Genomic DNA, 18842 nt, shown 5'->3' on the forward strand with positions numbered 1-18842 from the left:
TTCCATCGATGCAGAGCCCGGTACGGAAGCCGGGTGCCGGGCGGCCAGGATCGCCCACCGCCCTCTCCGGCGCGGTTCTGACCGGATGCCGTCCGCACCTCCGCCGCCTGGTCGTCGGCTCGGTGCCGAAGCGGAGGACGACCAGGGAATGGGACGATGAAGCCATCTCGCTGCCTTACGGGCGCTGCCGCCCTCCTGCTGTCCGGCCTGCTGACCGCCGTACTGGCCCTCGTGTCCGCCGAGCCCGCTCGGGCCGGGCAGACGGGTCTGCGGGCCGCCGACCCGAGCGTGCTCCGGGCCGGCGGCACCTACATCTCGGTGCAGTCCGCCGGTGACGGCATCCTCGTGCGGCAGGCTCCCTCGACGGACGCGCTCGCCTCGGCGGCCGCCCGGCGGGTCTGGTCGGACACACGCAGCCTCGGTGAAATCTGGGCCCCCGAGATCGTGCGCGACGGAGGCCGCTACTACATCTATTTCTCCGCCGGTCGCGGACCGGCGCACCGCATGTACGTCATCAGCTCCGCCGCCCCGGACAGCGGCTACACCCGCGAAGCGGAACTGGCCCTGCCGGACGACAAGTGGGCCATTGACGGCACCCTGTTCACCTTCGACGGGCAACGATGGTTCGTCTGGTCCGGCTGGGCCGGTGACAGCAACGTCGAACAGAACCTGTACATCGCCCGCATGAGCAGCCCGGTCACGCCGACCGGCGCACGTTACGTCATCTCGCAGCCCCGGGAAGGCTGGGAGCGGGTGGTCGGCAGCCCGTTCATCAACGAGGGCCCCGAGCCCGTCAAGGATCCGAACGGGCAGCTGCACATCGTCTACTCCGCCAACGGCAGCTGGAGCGACCAGTACTGTCTGGGCGAACTGCGGCTACGGGCCGGTGGTGATCCGACCTACGTCTGGGACTGGTACAAGTCCAACGGCTGCCTGTTCGGCTCGCACCGTGCCACGATGATGGCCGGCTGGGACCCCACCCTGCACGTCGACGGACCCGGTCACCACAGCTTCGTCCTCCTCGACGGTGACATCGGCACCAGCCCGCCCGCCGGTCCGAGGTTCCCCCTGATGTACCACGCGGTGCCCAAGGGCACGCCGTACGCCTGGGAGAACCGCTACTGGTACACCGGCACCTTCTGCTGGTGGGGCGACACCACCTACAGTCGCGCCGGCGTACCGGGCGCGAACACGGACACCGGCTGGAGCCTCAAGTTCTTCGAGTAGTGCGGGACGGCTCCCGCTCGACCCGGCTCGTCCCCCGCGTCGGTGGTGCGGGCGCGCCGCAGCCGGGTCTGTGTGCTGTCGTCCAGGCCGCCTTCGGTGAGCGTGCCCGGCCCACCGTCCTCCTCGGCCGGCGGTGAACCGGGGGCGCGCGCCGGTGCACGGGCTTTCACGACGGCCGGGCCGACGGCCGTCCGACGACCAGGGCTGTGCCGCCGGCTGAAGGCGCGACCCGGTCGTGGCGGCCGCACCGGCCGGGGACTCCGCTGCCGTCGGAGCGCGGTCCGCCGGAAGCCCGCGGCTGGTCCGCCACGCTTCGGACGCTCATTCCTTCGAGGGTGGTGGACGCCGGTACGCACGCCGTGCGGTGGCGCGGTGGACGTGGCGGCGCGGGCGCCCGTAGACCGGCGACGGGCTTGTGCACAACACTTCTCCTCACGGCACGATCGCTCCTGGCCGGGCGCCGTCCGGCCGCACGAACCTCCGCCGAGGGCGGACGGCAGGGCGGTTTCCCGCGCCTTGTCAGCGTGATGAAGCCACATGTATAACGTTGTAAAAACCAGTCCGCGAGAGGTCGGCGCAGGGCTCACGGTGAAAGCGCCGGACCCGCACCGGCCACCCGGGTCGGTACGCTCAGAAGGGATGAACGTGCGGGTCAGCCTCAAGGACGTCGCCGCGCACGCGGGGGTCTCCATCAAGACCGTCTCCAACGTGGTGAACAACTACCAGCACGTCACTCCCGTCATGCGGGAACGCGTCCAGCGGTCGATCGACGCGCTCGGCTACCGGCCCAACCTGGCCGCCCGGCACCTGCGCAAGGGGCGCACGGGCATCATCGCGCTCGCGCTGCCCGAACTCGGCAACCCCTACTTCGCCGAACTCGCCACCACCGTCATCGACGCCGCCGCCGAGCACGACTACATCGTGCTGCTCGACCACACCGGCGGACGGCGTGACCAGGAGATCCTGGTCAGTCAGGGCTTCCGGGCGCGGGTCATCGACGGACTGATCCTCAGCCCGATCGAACTGGAGGCCGACGACCTCCGCGACCGCACGGAGAACGTGCCCCTGGTCCTGCTCGGTGAGCGGGAGTACGACCTGCCGTACGACCACATCGCCATCGACAACATCGCCGCCGCCCGCGCCGCCGTCCGGCACCTGATCGACCTGGGCCGCCGGGAGGTCGCCTTCATCGGTGCCCGGCGCGGTCGCAGCGAGCCCGCCCAGTTGCGCGTGCGCGGTTGGCGCGAGGAACTGGCCTCGGCCGGACTGCGCACCGACGACGGACTCGTCGCCGCCACCGACGGCTGGGGGCACGCGGACGGCGCGGAGGCCATGGCCCGCATCCTGGAGACCGGCAGACGCCCCGACGCGGTTTTCGCCTACAACGACCCGATGGCCATCGGCGCGATGCGCGTGCTGCACGAGTGGGGACTGCGGGTGCCCGAGGACGTCGCGGTGGTCGGATTCGACGACGTGATCGAGGGCCGGTTCGGCGCGGTGACCCTCACCTCCGTCTCACCGGACAAGGGGGCCATCGGCCGGCTCGCGGTGGAGTCGGTCCTCGCCCGGCTCGGCGGCCATGCTCCCGAACCCCGGCGCATCTCGGTCGACCACCGGCTGGTCGAGCGGGAGAGCACCGTGGGAGGCCGAACGCCGAACGGCCCCAGGAACGGTTGACCTGCCGGACCGGATGCGCGGGCGACGCCCTCGGCTCGGTCGGGACGAGCGTCCTCGCGGTCGCGGAGGGCATGCGCGACCTCGTCGGCGACGAGCAGGGAATGCCCCCCCGGCCCGGTGGGAGGCCGTCACGGCGCACTCGACCGCGCGGTCCGATCCCATGGAGTCCGGAGGCGGCCACCGCGCCCGCCTCGGCGAGTCCGTACTGCGAGTCCGCACTGCGGGAGGTGCTCGGCGAGCCGCCTGTGACTACGAGTCCTCGTGACACGCCGAGAGGTCACCGGCCCGGGAGGCCGTCGGTCTCGAGGGGTGGGGAGCCGCCCCGCGACGCGGGAACCGCGAGCGCCCACGGCGGGGTGCCCGCTGCGTTCCCGCGGTGGCGGATCACCGTCGGGGCGAGGTCACATGTCGGTCACGCGGCAAGGCGGCAAGCCGAGCCGGGGCCGGCTGCGGCCGAGTTCTGTCCGCACGCATGCCTTTCACCGAAGTGCCTGTTCATCAGGTCTGTCGGTCGCGGCGTGAGACACCGCTGCCCGCGAGCCGACCGGGCCCCGGCTTCCATCCGTTTCCCAGTCTCCTGATCGTTTTCGGTGCGCGAAGGGTTTACAGCACTCTTCCAACGATGTAAAAACCTGCTTGCGGCGGACCGGACAACGTCCTGCGCCGAGGCAGAAGCACCGCCAGTGCTTGTCTGAAGCATCCTCAGTTCCTTTTCCGCGTCGCCCGGATCGGGGTCACCATGCAGCGCACCACTCGCCATCCTCACCACCTCACCCGTCCCCTGCTCGTGGCCCTGGCCGCAGCGGTGGCCCTGGCCGCCACCGCCTGCACCAAGTCGGAGGACGACGCCTCGGGCAAGCGGCAGTCCTCCACGGCGGCCGACACGGAGCAGAAGGTCGTCACGTCGAAGGCCGGCAGCAAGGGCTGCACCATCGACGCCTACGGCGGGAAGAAGGTCGACCTGAAGGACGCGACCGTCGGCTTCTCCCAGTCGGAGAAGGAGGCCAACCCGTTCCGCATCGCCGAGACGCAGTCCATCAAGGACGAGGCGAAGAAGCGGGGAGTCAAGCTGCTGACGGCCAACGCCCAGTCACAGTTCTCCAAGCAGATCAGCGACGTGCAGGACCTGCTCGCCAAGGGCGCCGACCTGCTGGTCATCGCCCCGCTCAATTCCGACGGCTGGGACCCGGTGCTCCAGGCCGCCGCCGCCAGGAAGGTGCCGATCATCACGATCGACCGCAAGATCAACGCAGAAGCCTGCAAGGACTACGTCTCCTTCATCGCGTCGGACTTCGTCGAGCAGGGCCGGCGCGCCGCCGACCAGATGATCCGGGCGACGGGCGGCAAGGGGCAGGTCGCCATCCTGCTCGGCTCGGCCGGGAACAACGTCACCACCGAGCGCACCAAGGGCTTCAAGGAGCGGATCGCCGAGAAGGCCCCGGACCTGAAGGTCGTCTTCGAGCAGACCGGTGACTTCGCCCGCGAGAAGGGCCAGCAGGTCACCGAGCAGCTGATCCAGTCCAAGCCCGGCATCAAGGGAATCTACGCGGAGAACGACGAGATGGGCCTGGGCGCGGTGGCCGCGCTCAAGGGCGCCGGCAAGAAGGCCGGCGACATCAGCATCGTCACGGTGGACGGCACTCGCAACGCGGTCCAGGGCATCGTCGACGGATGGGTCAGCGGCGTCATCGAGTCGAACCCGCGTTTCGGTCCGCTGGCGTTCCAGACACTGGACACCTTCACCAGGGGCGAGGAAGTCCCGCAGGACATCGTCATCCAGGACAGCGCCTACAACGCCGGCGACGCCAGGCAGGACATCGGCAAGGCGTACTGACCCAGGGGAGGGCCCGAGGCCGACCAGGGCCCTCCGCTCGCGCACGTCACCCACTCTCTCCGCTCTACCTGGAGGCACAGGTGGTACCCCCCGCCGAGGTCCTCACCGTCCGCGGACTCAGCAAGACCTTCCCGGGTGTCCGCGCCCTCGACGGCGTGGACCTCACCCTGCACTCCGGTGAGGTGCACGCCCTCATCGGTGAGAACGGTGCCGGCAAGTCCACGCTCATCAAGGTGCTGACCGGCGTGTACCGGCCGGACGCCGGCGACATCACCTTCCAGGGCGGGAAGGTCTCCTTCGACACGCCCCTGGAGGCCCAGAAGGCCGGCATCTCCACCATCTACCAAGAGGTCAACCTCATCCCGCTGCTGAGCGTGGCCCGCAACCTCCACCTGGGACGCGAACCCCGCAACCGCCTCGGTCTGCTGGACCCCGGCCGCATGAACCGGGAAGCCGAGGAGACGCTGCGCGCCTTCGGCGTCCGGGTGGACGTCCGGCAGCCGCTGCGCACCCTCGGCGTCGGCGCGCAGCAGATGGTGGCCCTCGCCCGCGCGGTCGCGGCCGACGCCCGGATCGTCATCATGGACGAGCCGACCTCCTCCCTCGAACCGCGCGAGGTGGAGACCCTGTTCTCGGTGATCCGCCGCCTGCGCGCGAAGGGCATCGCGGTCGTCTACGTCAGCCACCGCCTGGACGAGCTGTACGCCGTGTGCGACACCGTCACCGTGCTGCGCGACGGACGCCGCGTGCACCACGGCCGGCTGGCCGACCTGCCCCGCCTCGAACTGGTCTCCACGATGCTCGGCCGCGAACTCGGTGAGGTCCGCACGGAGGGCCTGACCAAGTTCACCGGCGGCCGCCGCACGGCCGACGCCCGGCCGGTGCTGGAGGCGGCGGACCTCACCGTCCCGCACAGACTGCACGGCGTCTCCGTGAGCATTCGGCCGGGCGAGGTCGTCGGACTCGGCGGGCTGCTCGGCTCGGGCCGCACCGAGACGGCGAAGGCCGTCTCCGGTGCGCTCGCACTCCGTTCCGGCAGTGTCATGGTCGCCGGGGTCCCCCTGCGCGGCAACTCCACTCCCGGCGCCATCCGGGCCGGCATCAGCCTGCTGCCCGAGGACCGCAAGAGCGAGGGCATCGTCCCCGGCCTCTCGGTCCGGGAGAACATCGCGCTGGCCGCCCTGCCCCGGCTCTCCCGCTTCGGCCTCGTGTCCGAGTCCCGCGTGGACAGCATCGTGAACACCTTCATCGAGCGGCTGCGTATCAAGGCGTCCTCACCGCACCAGAAGGTCGGCGAGCTGTCCGGCGGCAACCAGCAGAAGGTGCTCCTTGCCCGCTGGCTCGCGACGAATCCCAAGGTACTGCTGCTCGACGAGCCGACGCGCGGCATCGACGTCGGTGCCAAGGCCGAGGTGCAGAAACTCGTGGACGAACTCGCCGAGGACGGCCTGGGCGTCCTGCTCATCTCCTCCGACCTGGAGGAACTGATCGAAGGGTCCGACCGCGTGGTCGTACTGAAGGACGGTGCGGTCGTCGGCGAACTGACCGGCGACGACGTCACCGAGGACAAGCTGATGCGGACCATCGCCGGGGACGCCCCGGCGCGGGACGCGGTGAAGGAGGCGGCCACCGATGGCTGAAGTCACCCTCGCCACCGCCCCGCCGGACAGGACCCGCGTCCTGCGATGGCTGCAGTCCTACGGCGTCTACGCGGGTGTCGCCCTGCTCCTCGTCGTCAACATCGTCGTCACCCCGCACTTCCTGTCCGCCGAGAACTTCCGCACCCAGGCCGTCCAGGTCGCCCCGGTGATCATCGTGGCGCTCGGCATGGCTCTCGTCATCGGCACCGAGGGTGTCGACCTGTCCGTCGGTGCCGTGATGGCACTGGCGGCCTCGGCGACGGCCCTGTACCTCGGTTACGGCCTGCTGCCGGCGCTGGTGGTGGTGGCGCTGTTCGCCGCCGGGGTGGGCCTCGCGAACGGCGCGCTGGTCGCGTTCATCGGAGTGCAGCCCATCGTGGCCACCCTGGCTCTCATGGTCGGTGGCCGCGGCCTCGCCCTGGTACTGCTCCCGCAGCTGAGGGACGTACGCAACCCGGCGCTGGCCGACCTCGGCTCCGGTGACGTCCTCGGCGTTCCCTACCTGATCCTCATCGCGGGCGCGCTGGCGCTGCTGGTGGCCTTCGTCGTCCGCCGCACCACCTTCGGACGCCAGCTCCTCGCCATCGGCGACAGCCGTCCCGCGGCCCAGCTCTCCGGACTGCCCGTACGCAGGGTCCTGGTCCTCGTCTACGTCGCCTGCGCGCTGCTCGCGGCCGTGGCGGGCGTGCTGGCCACCGCCCGGCTCCAGGCCAGCGACCCGACCTCGCTGGGCAACCTGATGGAGCTGTCCGCCATCACCGCCGTCGTGGTCGGCGGCACCCCGCTCACCGGCGGCCGGGTCGACATCGCCGGCACGGTGGCGGGTGCGGTCCTCATCCAGCTGCTCACCGCCACTCTCATCAAGCACGATCTGCCACCCTCCTGGACCCAGATCGCCCAGGCCACAGTGATCGTCGCCGCGGTCTACGCGGCACGCGGACGGGGGAAGCGATGACCGCCACCAAGACGGACACACCCGTGTCGGCGGGGAGCGACGAACCGACGGGCGGCCTGGGGCCGGTGGGCCCGGCGCGCTCCGAACAGCTGAGCGCGCTGGTCCAGCAGCACGGCGCGCCGGCGGTGCTGGTGATCATCTCGATCATCGCCTCGGTCAGCTTCGACTCCTTCGCCACCGGCGACAACGTCTCCAACATGGCGACCAGTTCGGCGTTCCTCGCCATCGTCGCCCTGGGCATGACGTTCGTCATCATCACCGGCGGCATCGACCTGTCGGTCGGTTCCCTCTTCGCGCTCGGCGGTGTCCTGGCGGCCTGGGGGTCCCGTCACGGCACCCTGGTGGCGCTACTGCTGCCGCTCGCCGTCTGCGGCCTCATCGGCGTCGTCAACGGACTGCTCATCGCCCGTTCCCGGCTGGCTCCCTTCATCGTCACGTTGGCCGCCATGCTCGGGGCGCGCGGACTGATGCTGGCGCTGACGGACGAGGGCGCCGAGACGTACCTGATCGGCAAGGGCTCGTTCCTCGCCGAACTCGGCCAGGGCAGCACCCTGGGCGTCGGCAACCCCGTATGGATCACCATGGCGCTGTTCGCCGCCGGAGCCGTGGTGCTGCGCCGGACCCGGTTCGGGCAGCACGTGTACGCGGTCGGCGGCAACGAGGACGCGGCGGCCCTGATGGGCGCGCCCGTGGCCCGTACCAAGATTCTCGTCTACACACTGTCCGGCGTCCTGGCCGGGCTGGCCGGTGCCCTGAACGCCGCCTGGCTGGCCTCCGGCGTGACCATCCTCGGCAACGGCATGGAACTGGACGCCATCTCCGCCGTAGTCATCGGCGGCACCCTGCTCACCGGCGGCCTCGGCTACGTCAGCGGCTCCCTGGTGGGCGTCCTGCTGCTCAAGGTGATCCAGAACGTCATCAACCAGATCGGCTCCCTGGACTCCTCCTACCAGCTGGTGGTCAGCGGCGCCTTCCTGGCCCTCGTCGTGATCGCCCAGACCTGGCTGGGCCGCAAACGGCAACTGATGTGACAAGCCGGATCCGGTCCGGTGAAGGGCACCTGTGCCGCCACGGACGCGTCCACCGCCGCCCGGGCAACCGGGACGCCGACCGTCGAGGAGCCGCACACGGGCCCGCCCGCGAAGGTGCGGGCACGAGCAGGCAGGCGTCCACCCTGGAGGATGTCACCCGGGGAGCGGGGGTGTCGCTCGTCCCGCGCGTCCCCGCCCCGGGGACCACCAGGGCGACGGCCTCGGCACGCCGGGTCACCAGGGACCGAGCGTGCTGAGCCGCCGCGCTCGGCGCTGCCGCCCCTGCCGCGCATCGCCGTAACGCGGGTACGCAGTAGTCGTCTTGACGCGGCATCAGGGCAGCCTCGCTGATTCGGCACCGGTCGTGCAGTTCACCGACAGCGGCACCGCTGACCACCTGTGGCGGCTCGTTCACGACTCCAGCGGGGCCGTCCGTGTCCAGAACCGCAAACTCCGGCAAGGTCCTGGCCGTACACGACGCATCCACCGACAACTCCGCCGACGTCGAGCAGCCAGTACAACGGGACGGCCGACCACCTCTGGCGCTTGCGGGCAGTCCGCTCGGCCTTGCGCTCCGAATGACCGCACCCGTCCTGCCGTGTCCCGCAACCGCAGCGGACGGAGCGGGGAGGAACAGCGGTCACACCGTGGCGGCGCCGCTCGCCGGCGCCGGTCCGGACAGGAAGTCACTCCTGTCCGGGGACGGCCATCTCCCCGAGCAGCGACCAGTCGTCCTGAGGAACGGTCGCGTTCACGATGCGCGGCGTCTCGACCAGGTGGGGCGGCAGCGTCTGCTGCGCAGCCTCGAAGTGCGCGGACTGCACATGCTTGGCGCCGGCGTCCTCGTCGCGGAAGGCCTCGACCAGGACGTACTCCGTGGGGTCCGCCACGCTGCGCGACCAGTCGAACCACAGGCAGCCGGGCTCGTCGCGGGTCGCCCGGGTGAAGTCGGCGGTGATCTCGGGCCAGCGGTCGGCGTCCTCGGGGCGGACTCGGAACTTGGCGGTGATGAAGATCATGGCATTCCTTCGCTGATGTCTGTGCGTTCTGCCTCGAACGGACGTTGCGTACGGCGGATCGTACGGCCTGGGTCCGCTGTCGGCGGCTCGCCGACCCCACGACAGCGGACGCGTCGCGGCATTCCGCCGGCAAGTCGTGCGTCCCGCGCCCAGGCGCTGCGGCGCGGGCGGTGGCGACGCTGCCGCAGTCGGGGCGCGGTCCCGCGCTGGGACCGGCGCCGACGTGGATCCCGCACTTCGGCCCTTCTGCCGCCGGCTACTTGGTCCGCAGCATCAGGGCAAGACGCGTGTTGTCGCCGTAGACCCCGGTCTCGTCGCTGCGGATCCCGTACCGCTTCTGGAACCGGGTCACTGCCGCTCGGACCTCCACGTCGTAGCGGCCGTCGATCGGCCCGCCGTCGTAGATGCCGGGTACCTGCAGGAGACGTACCTGCAGCTCGTAGACGCCGTGGCCGCTGTCGCCCGGGCGCAGGACCCCCGTGCCCGGGATCTCGGGGAGCGGCGGGTCCGGTGTGCCGGGCCGCGGGCGGTTCGACTGCCCTGCGGTCGGGGGAGGGGGGTCCTTCGGCGCGGGAGCCGCCGGCAGTGGGGATTCCATGTGCCGGGGAGGCGAGGAGGAGGCCGCAGGGTCGGCGTCGTGGTGGGTCAGCAGCCAAGTGGCGAGGATCAGTCCGCTCGCCGCGCCCAGCCCGAGGATTCCGGTGATGCGCAGGTCCCGGCCGGTGAAGCGCCGCCGTCCGGCGTCGGTCCTCCTCCTGTGTGCGCGGGCGGACGGCGCGGATCCCTTCGGGGACGCGGTGTCGAGCCGGTCGAACGGGACGGCAGGACGGTGAGGGACGTCCGGCCGAGCGGTGCCCGGCCGATTGCTCCCGCTCGGTGCGCGGTCCAGCCAGGGGGCCGGAGGGGGGTGAGCCACGGCTGACGCGACAGCCGCCGGGCCCGGTCCGCCAGCCGTCGGCGGCACTCCCGTCGGCGGGGGCGGAACGGCCTCCAGCTCTCTCGGGGACGAGGTCGGCTGCGGAGACCGGGCGTCCCCGGTCGGGTGACGGTGCCGGCTCCGCGGCGGGGACGGGCCCTCGGCGCGTTCCTGGCTCTCGTCGCGCAGAAGGTCGGCGCGTGCGGCGTCCAGAGCGTCCAGCACGGCTTGGAAGGAGTCCCTGATCTCTTGCGCGACGTCAGGGGCCGAGCCGGGAGTCCGCTCAGGGCCGGCGTCGTTGCGACTCACCGAGTCCTCCTCCTCGACTTGTCTTGTTCCTGACGGTCCAGAGACGCAATACGTAGGCCGCGCGGCTTTGTCCTCATCCAGCGGCCGGTATGTAACCCACGCCTCATCCGGAACCCGGGCGGTGGTACAGCCGCCCTGGCCGTGCGGCTGCGCGGTCCGCCCCGCGGAGTTACATACCCCACTTTTCCGCGTGCGGGTGAGCACCCGTTCGATGCGCCTCGTTGAGCCCAGTAACCGGTGATCCACCTGAAGACCGGTAAGTGAGGTGCGCATATGTCAGCGATCGGTCCGAGACGAACCGAGCGGCGCCTGCCCACCACTGACTGCTGCCCGGATCGGGTGCACCTCCGCTCCCGTCGACTCAAGGACTGAGAACGGTCGCTTCATGGACTACTGCATCCCGTGCAGCCGCACGCTCAACGGCGCCGTAACCTGCCCGGAGTGCGGGGCGTACGACCCCGGCGTGACACAGCCGAGCGAGCGGAGAGACGGTGCTCCGACCGTCGAGGCGGCGATGCCTGAGGTCCGCTCCAGCAGGGGGCCGAGCTCCTCCGGGTCGTTCTTTCCCGGGTCACCGACCGCCTCGCAACCGGCTGACCGGTACGACCCTCCGGCGCGGCTGAAGAAGTATGCCGTCCGGTCTCTCGCCGCAGCGGCCTTCACCCTCCTCGGAGGCCTGGCCACCGCATCGTTGCTTCCTCAGTCGACGGCCCCACGAGCAGCCTCGGTCCCGGAACAGCCGTCCCTCGAAGAGCCCGGACTCCGCGTTCCCGATTCACAGGCTTCACCGGAGCGTGTGACCACGCACCCGGCCCGAAAGGGCGTGCCGGACCGGAACGGTGACAGGATCCGGCGTCCTCTGCCGACGCCGACTCGCAGCGCGTCACCGGTCTCCCGGCCTCCCGCCACCACCAGTGCGCCGCCACCCGCGCAGGCGAAGCCGACCCCCCGCGCCACCAGCGGCCGCCGCCCCAACTCGCCCTCGCCGACGGCAACCTCTTCCCCGAGGCCGTCCGCCAGTCCTTCCACCAGCCCTTCCGCCAGTCCGTCCGCCAGTCCTTCCGGCAGCGCCAGCACCTCTCCCACCAGTTAGTGGGGGAAGCCGGCTGAAACACTGGCAGAGCTCCTCGGCGCGGACACCTCCGCCCCGCGCTTCCTGCGGCGCTCACCGGGGGGCGCGGGGCTGGGGTGTCGAGAGGCCAGGATCAGCGCCGGATGCGGGCGGCAGGCCAGGGGTGTACTGGGTCAGGAGCAGCGCGATGTCGTCCGTCCGGTCTGCGGCGCGGCCGGCGTTGCCCAGGAGGGCGTCGGCCAGGCCGTCCAGGGATCGGGCGGAGGCGTGAGCCAGCCGGGTGCGCAGGTGGTCGATGCCGACGCTGATGTCGGCGTCGCGTGATTCGACCAGTCCGTCGGTGTAGAGGGCGAGGATGCATCCGGGGGACAGGGGTACCTGGGACTGCGGGTACTCGGAGGCGTGATCGATTCCCAGGAGCGGACCGCCGGGCACCTCCAGAATCTCGGTGATGCCGTCGCCCCGGTGCAGCAGGGGCGGGCAGTGGCCGGCACGGACCAGGTCGGCGACGGCGGCATCGGGGTCGATCAGGGCATAGCAGCAGCTGGCGAGCTGGTCCGGGTCGAGGTCGAGCAGCAGCCGGTTGATGCCGACCATCACCTCGGCGGGCCGTTGCCCCGCGGCGGTCAAGGCACGTACGGCGCTGCGCAGCTGGCCCATGGTGGCCGCGGCCGCAGGGTTGTGGCCCTCGACGTCACCGACGACGAGGACGATGCCGTGGGCGGTCGGGATCGCGTCGTACCAGTCGCCGCCGACGTCCATCCACGCGGTGGCGGGCAGGTAGCGGCCGGTGATCCGCGCTCCGGGCAGGGTCGGCAGTCGTTGGGGGAGCAGGGCGTTCTGCAGTCCCCGGGCGAGCGCGTTCTCGTGGTCGTAGAGCCGGGCCCGCTCCAGCGCCTGGGCGATCAGGCCGCTGAGCGCGGTCAGCAGGCTGCGTTCCTCGGCGGGGAAGGGGTGGGCCTCGTCGAAGCCGAGCACGCAGACTCCCGTCGGCCGGTTGGAGGCGATCAGCGGCAGGAACACCAGGGCATGGGATGTGGTCTCCAGCTCGGTGTAGGCCCTCGAAAGCTCCTGGGGTGTCTCCAGGAACAGCGGGACGCCGCCGGCCAGTGCCCCGGTCACCGGGCTCCATCCCCGCTGCATCGTGTTGCTCTCGAACAGGCCCAGGAGCTCTCCGCGGCAGCCGCGCTGCAGCAGCAGATGCAGGCGCCGCTCGCGCACCCCGTAGATGGCCATACGCTGTCCGCCGAAGGCGGGGAGCAGTTGGTCTGCGACCACGCCGCAGACGTCGCGTGCCGTGACCGCCTCGGTGAGCGCGCTGCTCATCTCCAGGACGCGGTACAGCGCGCCCAGCCGTGTCGGGACAGGGCGCTCGGGAACCGGAGCGGGCACCGCCGCGTCGGGGGCCTCGACCTCGGCTTCACCTCCAGCGGAGGTGGGGCTCGAGGCCGGGGTCACCCATCCGGTCATGCCCCTGGTGTCGGGGCGCAGGCAGAACGCCAGCCATCCCTCCGGGCCGCGCGCGAGGAAGGAAACGGGCTGCTGGGAGACCCGGGCTGCCCGGAAACGGTCCTCGAAGCCCGGATCGGCCAGGAACGGCATCACCTCGTAGGGGTGCCGGCCCACCAGATCGCCACGGCGCACGTGGACCAACCTGACGAGGCGGTGGTTGGCGTAGGAGATCCGCCCGTCACGGTCGAGCGCGAAGAACCCGTCCCCGAGCTGTTCCAGCGCCGCCACGGCAGCCATGCCGGTCCCCAGATCCAGGACCCCGCCCACCAGGTGTGCCCGCGCCGCTGTCGGCTCGTCGGCCGTGCCGGCCAGCCGGCCCCACAGCTCGACGGTGCGCAACCCGCCCCCTGTTTCCGGAATGCGCACACAGCGGGCCAGCACGCGGCCCTCCCTCGCTGCGACGCGGGCGACGGCCCGGAACGCGGCACGATCTGCCGGATGCACCTGGGCGGCCAGCGTCGCCGCCTGCCCGTCGTACTCCTGGGGGCTCAGTCCGAAGACGGCGCAGGTGGTGGCGTCCGCCTCCAGGACCCCGCTGGCCACATCCCAGTCGAACAGGCCCACACGTACTGCCTGAGCGGCCGGAACCGCCACCTCCACCGGTGCCTTCCCCACCTCGTGCAGGGGGTCGGTGCCGTGGGCGCACAGCCGCGCCAGCGAGGTGCCGAGACGGGCGGCGGTGGTTCGCAGATGCCGCCGCTGGGCCTTGGACAGCCCCTGCCCACCGGGCCGGCCCGCCCACACCACGGCCAGCGCCCCAAAGATCTTCCGATCGGCCGCCACCGGCACGGAGGCCGAGCCGAACGGGTAGGGCAGGGCCACGGCGAGCTGCGGAAAGCGCCGCATGGTGGCCTCGGCATCCGCCAGGTACACCGTCCGTCCCACGCGGTACGCCTCGGCCACCGGAATGGCGCTGCTGACGGGAATCCGCCGCCAGCCGCCCAGCAGCGAGGGCGGCATTCCCGCGGCCGCGGCCAGCACCAGTGTGCTGCCGTCGTCCGATGCCAGGAACACGCTGCCGGCATGCGCCCCGGTCACCTCGACCGCCTTCAGCACCCCGTCGACCAGCGCATCGTCACACTCCGCTGCCGCGTCGGCGCCCGCAGCGCCGAAGGGCTGTGCACCCGACCTGGCACCGGTGGACGTCATGCCGACTCCTCACCGACCTGTGGCGCGGCACTCCTACCTTGACCTTTGCCATTCTCGTACGGTATGCACCGGGGGGAAACCCGCGGGCCGTGCCCCACGGGGCCGGCTGTAACCGCTCACCACCACGCCGCCGGCAGCCGGCATCAGGGAGAACGCTGAGCCCGGCCCGCAGCGAAGGGGCCCCCGGGGCAGCAGGAACACCGACGTCCCGCGAGACCAGGACGATTTCGTGGCCTGTCACAACTGGCCGGACGACATGAGCGCCCTCCGGCAGTTCGAGCACGAGGCGGAACGAGAGGCCCGGTCAGCCGAGCTCGAGCAGGCCGGCTTCGATGACGGCGCGGCCGAAGGGCTCCGCGAGTTCGGCGAGACGTTCGCAACCGGCGTCACCCAGGGCGGCGTAGGCGGGAAGGGCCAGGCGGTCGGTGCGGTCCTCGATGTGCCGGCGCAGGAGTACGCCTTCCGGGCTGAGCGCGTCGCCGTCCAGGAGACCTCGCTCGCGCAGGCGCTCCTGGGTGTCGGCCCACTCCGTCTCGGGCCATGCGCGGCTCGCTTTGAGGAATCCGGCGGGAACCTCACCTGTGGCGGCGTGCAGAACCAAGGCCTCCAAGCCACCCACGCCCTCGCTGAGCAGGCACGCGACATGGCCGTCTCCGCGGAACTCCCGGAGCAGCGTCTGGGCGTGCCACAGCCGCAGTACCGGCTCCTCCGGCCATGGAAGTGCAGCGTGCGCGGCGAACAGCGGGCGTCCCTGGGCGTGTTCGCAGGCCGCCTCGGCGGCCCGGCGGGTCAGCGCCACCACCTCGTCCAGGTGGGGCAGTTCGTGGATCCGCGCCCGCCGCAGGGCTTCACCCGCGGCGGCGTACCGCGCGTCCAGCACCTGCTTCGGCGTCGTCGCGTTCCAGGCTCCGTCAACCGCCTGCCGTACGAACTCGGGGTTGAAGTTGTAGAAGGTCGCGATGACCAGCTCGGCGGATGCCCGGCCGAACGCGGCGCTCCGGGAGGTGAAGTACCCGGCGCGTCCGCTCAGTCCGAGGTCCGCGTACCGCAGCCTTCCCTCGGGGACGAAATAGATCATGCCGTGTACGGGCTCGAGGCGGCGCCAGGCCGCGCGCGCTGTGTTCATGGGGTCACCTCTGTGACGAGTCGGCGAACGGGGCGTCCGCCGGTTCGGTACCGGCGTGCGCTCCCAGGTGGTCGAGCAGCAGGCGGGTCAGCGCTTCGGGCGCCTCCTCGGGGACCCAGTGGCTCACTCCCTGGAGGGTCTCGAACCGGTACGGCCCCTCGACCCACCGCCCGGTCTCCTCCGCGGCCGCCGGGCCGAACGCGCTGTCCTCCGTGCTCCAGACGTACAGCGTGGGCACGCCGATGACGCCGATCGCGCCGTCGGGGCGGCCGGCCCGGTACCAGTTCAGCGCCGCGGTGAGAGCGCCCGGCCGGGACAGGTGGCTCACGTAGGCCTCGGCACTGTCCGGCGGGACCTTTCCGGCGTAGAGGCCGCGAAGCTCCTGTGCGTCGTGGGCGAGCATGCGCTCCTCGGTGGCGGGTGTCTCGCGCCAGTCGATCATGTAGTGGGAGCGTCTGCGCTGATCCTGGTCGGTACGCAGGGTGGTGGCCAGAGCGCGGGGATGCGGGGTCGACACAACCGTCAGGGTGCGGATGCGGCCGGGGTGGACGTGAGCGGTCCACCAGGCCACCGCGCCTCCCCAGTCATGGCCGACCAGGTCGAACGCCGCCCAGCCCAGTTCCTCGCCGATCGCGACCACGTCGTCGACGAGAAGGCCGATGCGATAGTCCTCGGGCCGCTGGGGACGGGCACCGGGGGAGTACCCGCGCTGATCTGGTGCCGCCACCCGGTAGCCGTGCGCGGCCAACGCCGCGATCTGCCGTCTCCATACCCGCCCCGTCTGCGGGAAGCCGTGCAGCAGCAGCACCGGGCGGCCCTCGGGCGGACCCGCCACGATCGTGTCGAACACGCCCGCACCGGTGGAGATGCTCAGCTGCCTCACGATTCACCCCTTCATACCGACTGGTCGGTAGCCTCCAGGTGCGGATCGCCACTGTCAAGACCGCGGGCCTGCGCGCAGCCCGGCGAAGAAGGACCTGGTTGAACATGACGCCGAATTCAACTATAACGATCGGGAGCCCGGCTCCGGTCACCCCTGTGGCCATGGCTCGGGCCGTCGGTCACCGGAGGGGATGGTCGACAAGTCCCTCGCCGCACGGCAGTTGGCGTTCAGTACCGCCTGCCGGTATCGATCCCGGCTCACGACGCTCGGAATGCCGGCCCCTCGCTCTCGGGCGAACCGGCCCAACAGGAATCAGCGAGGCGACATGAGGCAAGCAGTCATCGTTTCGACGGCACGGACGCCGATCGGGAGGGCCTACCGCGGCGCGTTCAACGACACCCAGGCGCAGGAACTCGCCGCCCATGCCCTCTCGCACGCGGTACAGCGCGCCGGGCTCGAGGGGGGTGAGGTCGAGGACGTGATCTTCGGCTGCGCCGTGCAGCAGGGGTCCTCCGGTGGCAACGTCGCGCGCCAGGCGGCCCTCCGTGCCGGACTTCCGGACACCGTGCCGGGGATGACCGTCGACCGGCAGTGCTCGTCGGGCCTGATGGCCATGGCGACGGCCGCCAAGCAGATCATCACGGACGGCATGCAGGTCGTTGTCGGCGGCGGTGTCGAGTCGATCTCCCTGGTGCAGAACGATCACATGAACACCCACCGCATGATGGATCCCTGGCTGGTCGAGCACAAGCCGAGCATCTACATGCCGATGCTGCAGACGGCGGAGATCGTCGCCGAACGCTACGGCGTGAGCCGGGACCGCCAGGACGAGTTCGCCCTGGTGTCCCAGCAGCGCACCGCGGCGGCGCAGGAGGCCGGCCGGTTCGACCGGGAGATCGTCGCGCTCCGCAGCACCAAGAAGGTCCTCGACAAGCAGTCCGGGGAGGTGCGGGACGAGGAGGTCACCCTGACCCGGGACGAGGGCAACCGCCCGTCGACGACGTCCGACGGCTTGGCCGGCCTGGCGCCGGTGCTGCCCGACGGCCGGGTGACCACGCAGTCCAGCGTGACGGCCGGCAACTCCTCGCAGTTGTCGGACGGGGCCTCGGCGTCGGTGTTGATGGAGTCGAAGGAGGCCGAGCGCCGGGGGCTGGAACCGCTGGGCGTCTACCGGGGTATGACGGTCGCCGGTTGCGGGCCGGACGAGATGGGCATCGGTCCGGTGTTCGCCATTCCGAAGCTGCTGAAGCAGCACAACCTCACCATCGACGACATCGGCCTGTGGGAACTCAACGAGGCGTTCGCTTCCCAGGCGCTGTACTGCCGTGACGAACTGCGCATCGACCCGGAGCGGTTCAACGTCGATGGCGGCGCCATCTCGGTCGGTCATCCGTACGGAATGACCGGTGCCCGGCTGGTGGGGCATGCCCTCATCGAGGGCAAGCGCCGTGGCGTCCGGTATGTGGTGATCTCGATGTGCGTCGGCGGTGGAATGGGCGCCGCCGGACTGTTCGAGGTTGCCTGACGCCAGGCACCCCGGCTGGGTACGCGCGGCAGGGACCGGCTGGCGGCGCGGTACTGCGGGTACTTCTGAGGGCCGGCGAAACATGACTGCCGTCGTACGGGCCGACGCCGGCCCGACCGCTGGAGAGAGGCGTGGACACTGTGTCGAACGTGGTGGGGAAGGCCCGGTCCGCGGTCCTGGTGGACTTCGGCGGTGTCATCACCTCCAGTGTGCTGGAGGCTTTCACCGACTTCGGCGCCTCGCTCGGCGGCGACCCCCGCCTGCCGCTGTACCTCCTCGGCCGGGACGAGCCCTCACGCACGCTCCTGAGCGACCACGAGTGTGGCCGTATCGACGCCGAGACCTTCGAGCGGGGATTCTCCGAACGTCTCCGCGTCCACGGCGCCGACGTACCGGCCGAAGGGCTCACGGCCCGGATGCAAGCGGGCATGTCGATCGACCAGGACATGCTCGCGTTGCTCGGTCATCTGCGGGCCGCCGGCCGTCCCGTCGCGGTCGTGTCCAATTCGTTCGGTACCGGAACCTACGACGGCGTCGACCTCGCCACCGTCGCCGATGTGGTCGTCATCTCGGCCGAGGTCGGGATCCGCAAGCCTTCCCGGCGGATCTATGCGATCGCATGTGAACGCCTCGGCATCCACCCCGAGGAGGCAGTCATGATCGACGATCTGCGGCACAACCTCGACGGAGCGGCACGGATCGGGATCGGGGGCGTACTGCACACCGGCGCAGCCGACACCCGCCGCCAACTCGCCGAACGCTTCGGGATCACCACCTGACGATCCGACCGAGTCCACATCGCGCTGCGCGGCGCCGAGGCCGGATCTCTGAGCGGTCCATCGGCCCTGCTGCTCCGACCCGGCACCCGGCCACCTAGGTCGTGTCCGCAAAGTCAGGGCAGCCAGAGTCGTAGGCAGGCGAGGGTGACCAGCGCCTGGTAGTGGCGGGCGCGTTTGTCGTAGCGGGT

Annotated in this window: 13 protein-coding genes; 8 read left to right on the forward strand and 5 right to left on the reverse strand. The window is 71.1% G+C overall.

Translation table 11 applies throughout. The features are described 5' to 3' along the window. Positions 1-156 precede the first annotated feature (156 nt). The 6 genes from ACF1BE_RS32095 (at position 157) to ACF1BE_RS32120 (ending at position 8364) form a co-directional block, all read left to right on the forward strand. A complete protein-coding gene (locus tag ACF1BE_RS32095; protein ID WP_392202519.1) occupies positions 157-1227 on the forward strand; it encodes a glycoside hydrolase family 43 protein in 1071 nt (356 codons plus the stop codon). Positions 1228-1872: 645 nt separating this feature from the next. Further along, positions 1873-2904 carry a LacI family DNA-binding transcriptional regulator gene (locus ACF1BE_RS32100; RefSeq protein ID WP_392202535.1) on the forward strand — a complete coding sequence of 344 codons (1032 nt, stop codon included), beginning with the start codon at positions 1873-1875 and terminating at the stop codon, positions 2902-2904. Positions 2905-3643: 739 nt separating this feature from the next. Continuing rightward, positions 3644-4738, forward strand: coding sequence for an ABC transporter substrate-binding protein (locus tag ACF1BE_RS32105; protein WP_392202520.1), 1095 nt, complete (start codon positions 3644-3646; stop codon positions 4736-4738). 80 nt (positions 4739-4818) lie between these two features. Further along, positions 4819-6378 (forward strand): sugar ABC transporter ATP-binding protein, encoded by a 1560-nt coding sequence (locus ACF1BE_RS32110; protein WP_392202521.1) that lies wholly within the window; start codon positions 4819-4821, stop codon positions 6376-6378. Continuing rightward, on the forward strand, positions 6371-7333 hold the full coding sequence (locus tag ACF1BE_RS32115; protein ID WP_392202522.1) for an ABC transporter permease: 963 nt from the start codon (positions 6371-6373) through the stop codon (positions 7331-7333). The genes ACF1BE_RS32110 and ACF1BE_RS32115 overlap by 8 nt, the downstream gene beginning before the upstream one ends. Then, entirely contained in the window at positions 7330-8364 is a 1035-nt protein-coding gene (locus ACF1BE_RS32120) for an ABC transporter permease (protein ID WP_392202523.1), read from the forward strand. The genes ACF1BE_RS32115 and ACF1BE_RS32120 overlap by 4 nt, the downstream gene beginning before the upstream one ends. A 686-nt stretch (positions 8365-9050) precedes the next feature. Here ACF1BE_RS32120 and ACF1BE_RS32125 read toward each other — a convergent pair. From ACF1BE_RS32125 to ACF1BE_RS32145, 5 genes are all read right to left on the reverse strand, one after another. Beyond that, entirely contained in the window at positions 9051-9383 is a 333-nt protein-coding gene (locus tag ACF1BE_RS32125) for a putative quinol monooxygenase (RefSeq protein WP_392202524.1), read from the reverse strand. Between the two features lie 256 nt (positions 9384-9639). Then, positions 9640-10299 (reverse strand): peptidoglycan-binding protein, encoded by a 660-nt coding sequence (locus tag ACF1BE_RS32130; protein ID WP_392202525.1) that lies wholly within the window; start codon positions 10297-10299, stop codon positions 9640-9642. Between the two features lie 1474 nt (positions 10300-11773). Beyond that, positions 11774-14341: a SpoIIE family protein phosphatase gene (locus tag ACF1BE_RS32135; RefSeq protein WP_392202526.1), complete on the reverse strand. Its 2568-nt coding sequence runs from the start codon at positions 14339-14341 to the stop codon at positions 11774-11776. A gap of 304 nt (positions 14342-14645) precedes the next feature. Continuing rightward, a complete protein-coding gene (locus ACF1BE_RS32140) occupies positions 14646-15467 on the reverse strand; it encodes a hypothetical protein (RefSeq protein WP_392202527.1) in 822 nt (273 codons plus the stop codon). 4 nt (positions 15468-15471) lie between these two features. After that, positions 15472-16350: an alpha/beta fold hydrolase gene (locus ACF1BE_RS32145; protein WP_392202528.1), complete on the reverse strand. Its 879-nt coding sequence runs from the start codon at positions 16348-16350 to the stop codon at positions 15472-15474. 325 nt (positions 16351-16675) lie between these two features. Here ACF1BE_RS32145 and ACF1BE_RS32150 point away from each other — a divergent pair, with 325 nt between their 5' ends. Both ACF1BE_RS32150 and ACF1BE_RS32155 read left to right on the forward strand, forming a co-directional pair. Beyond that, positions 16676-17875 (forward strand): acetyl-CoA C-acyltransferase, encoded by a 1200-nt coding sequence (locus ACF1BE_RS32150; RefSeq protein ID WP_392202529.1) that lies wholly within the window; start codon positions 16676-16678, stop codon positions 17873-17875. A gap of 131 nt (positions 17876-18006) precedes the next feature. Further along, the gene (locus ACF1BE_RS32155) at positions 18007-18654 is read left to right on the forward strand and encodes an HAD family hydrolase (protein WP_392202530.1); all 648 of its coding nucleotides are present in this window, start codon (positions 18007-18009) and stop codon (positions 18652-18654) included. The last annotated feature ends 188 nt before the right edge of the window (positions 18655-18842 follow it).

The organism is Streptomyces sp. NPDC014991, from assembly GCF_043080665.1.
Taxonomy (GTDB): Bacteria; Actinomycetota; Actinomycetes; order Streptomycetales; family Streptomycetaceae; genus Streptomyces.

What these genes read in the sequence shown, in the direction of transcription:
- ACF1BE_RS32095 (WP_392202519.1), top strand. Translation starts at nt 157, where the DNA reads ATGAAGCCATCTCGCTGCCTTACGGGCGCTGCCGCCCTCCTGCTGTCC.
- ACF1BE_RS32105 (WP_392202520.1), top strand. Translation starts at nt 3,644, where the DNA reads ATGCAGCGCACCACTCGCCATCCTCACCACCTCACCCGTCCCCTGCTC.
- ACF1BE_RS32115 (WP_392202522.1), top strand. Translation starts at nt 6,371, where the DNA reads ATGGCTGAAGTCACCCTCGCCACCGCCCCGCCGGACAGGACCCGCGTC.
- ACF1BE_RS32120 (WP_392202523.1), top strand. Translation starts at nt 7,330, where the DNA reads ATGACCGCCACCAAGACGGACACACCCGTGTCGGCGGGGAGCGACGAA.
- ACF1BE_RS32125 (WP_392202524.1), bottom strand. Translation starts at nt 9,383, where the DNA reads ATGATCTTCATCACCGCCAAGTTCCGAGTCCGCCCCGAGGACGCCGAC.
- ACF1BE_RS32135 (WP_392202526.1), bottom strand. Translation starts at nt 14,341, where the DNA reads ATGACGTCCACCGGTGCCAGGTCGGGTGCACAGCCCTTCGGCGCTGCG.
- ACF1BE_RS32140 (WP_392202527.1), bottom strand. Translation starts at nt 15,467, where the DNA reads ATGAACACAGCGCGCGCGGCCTGGCGCCGCCTCGAGCCCGTACACGGC.
- ACF1BE_RS32150 (WP_392202529.1), top strand. Translation starts at nt 16,676, where the DNA reads ATGAGGCAAGCAGTCATCGTTTCGACGGCACGGACGCCGATCGGGAGG.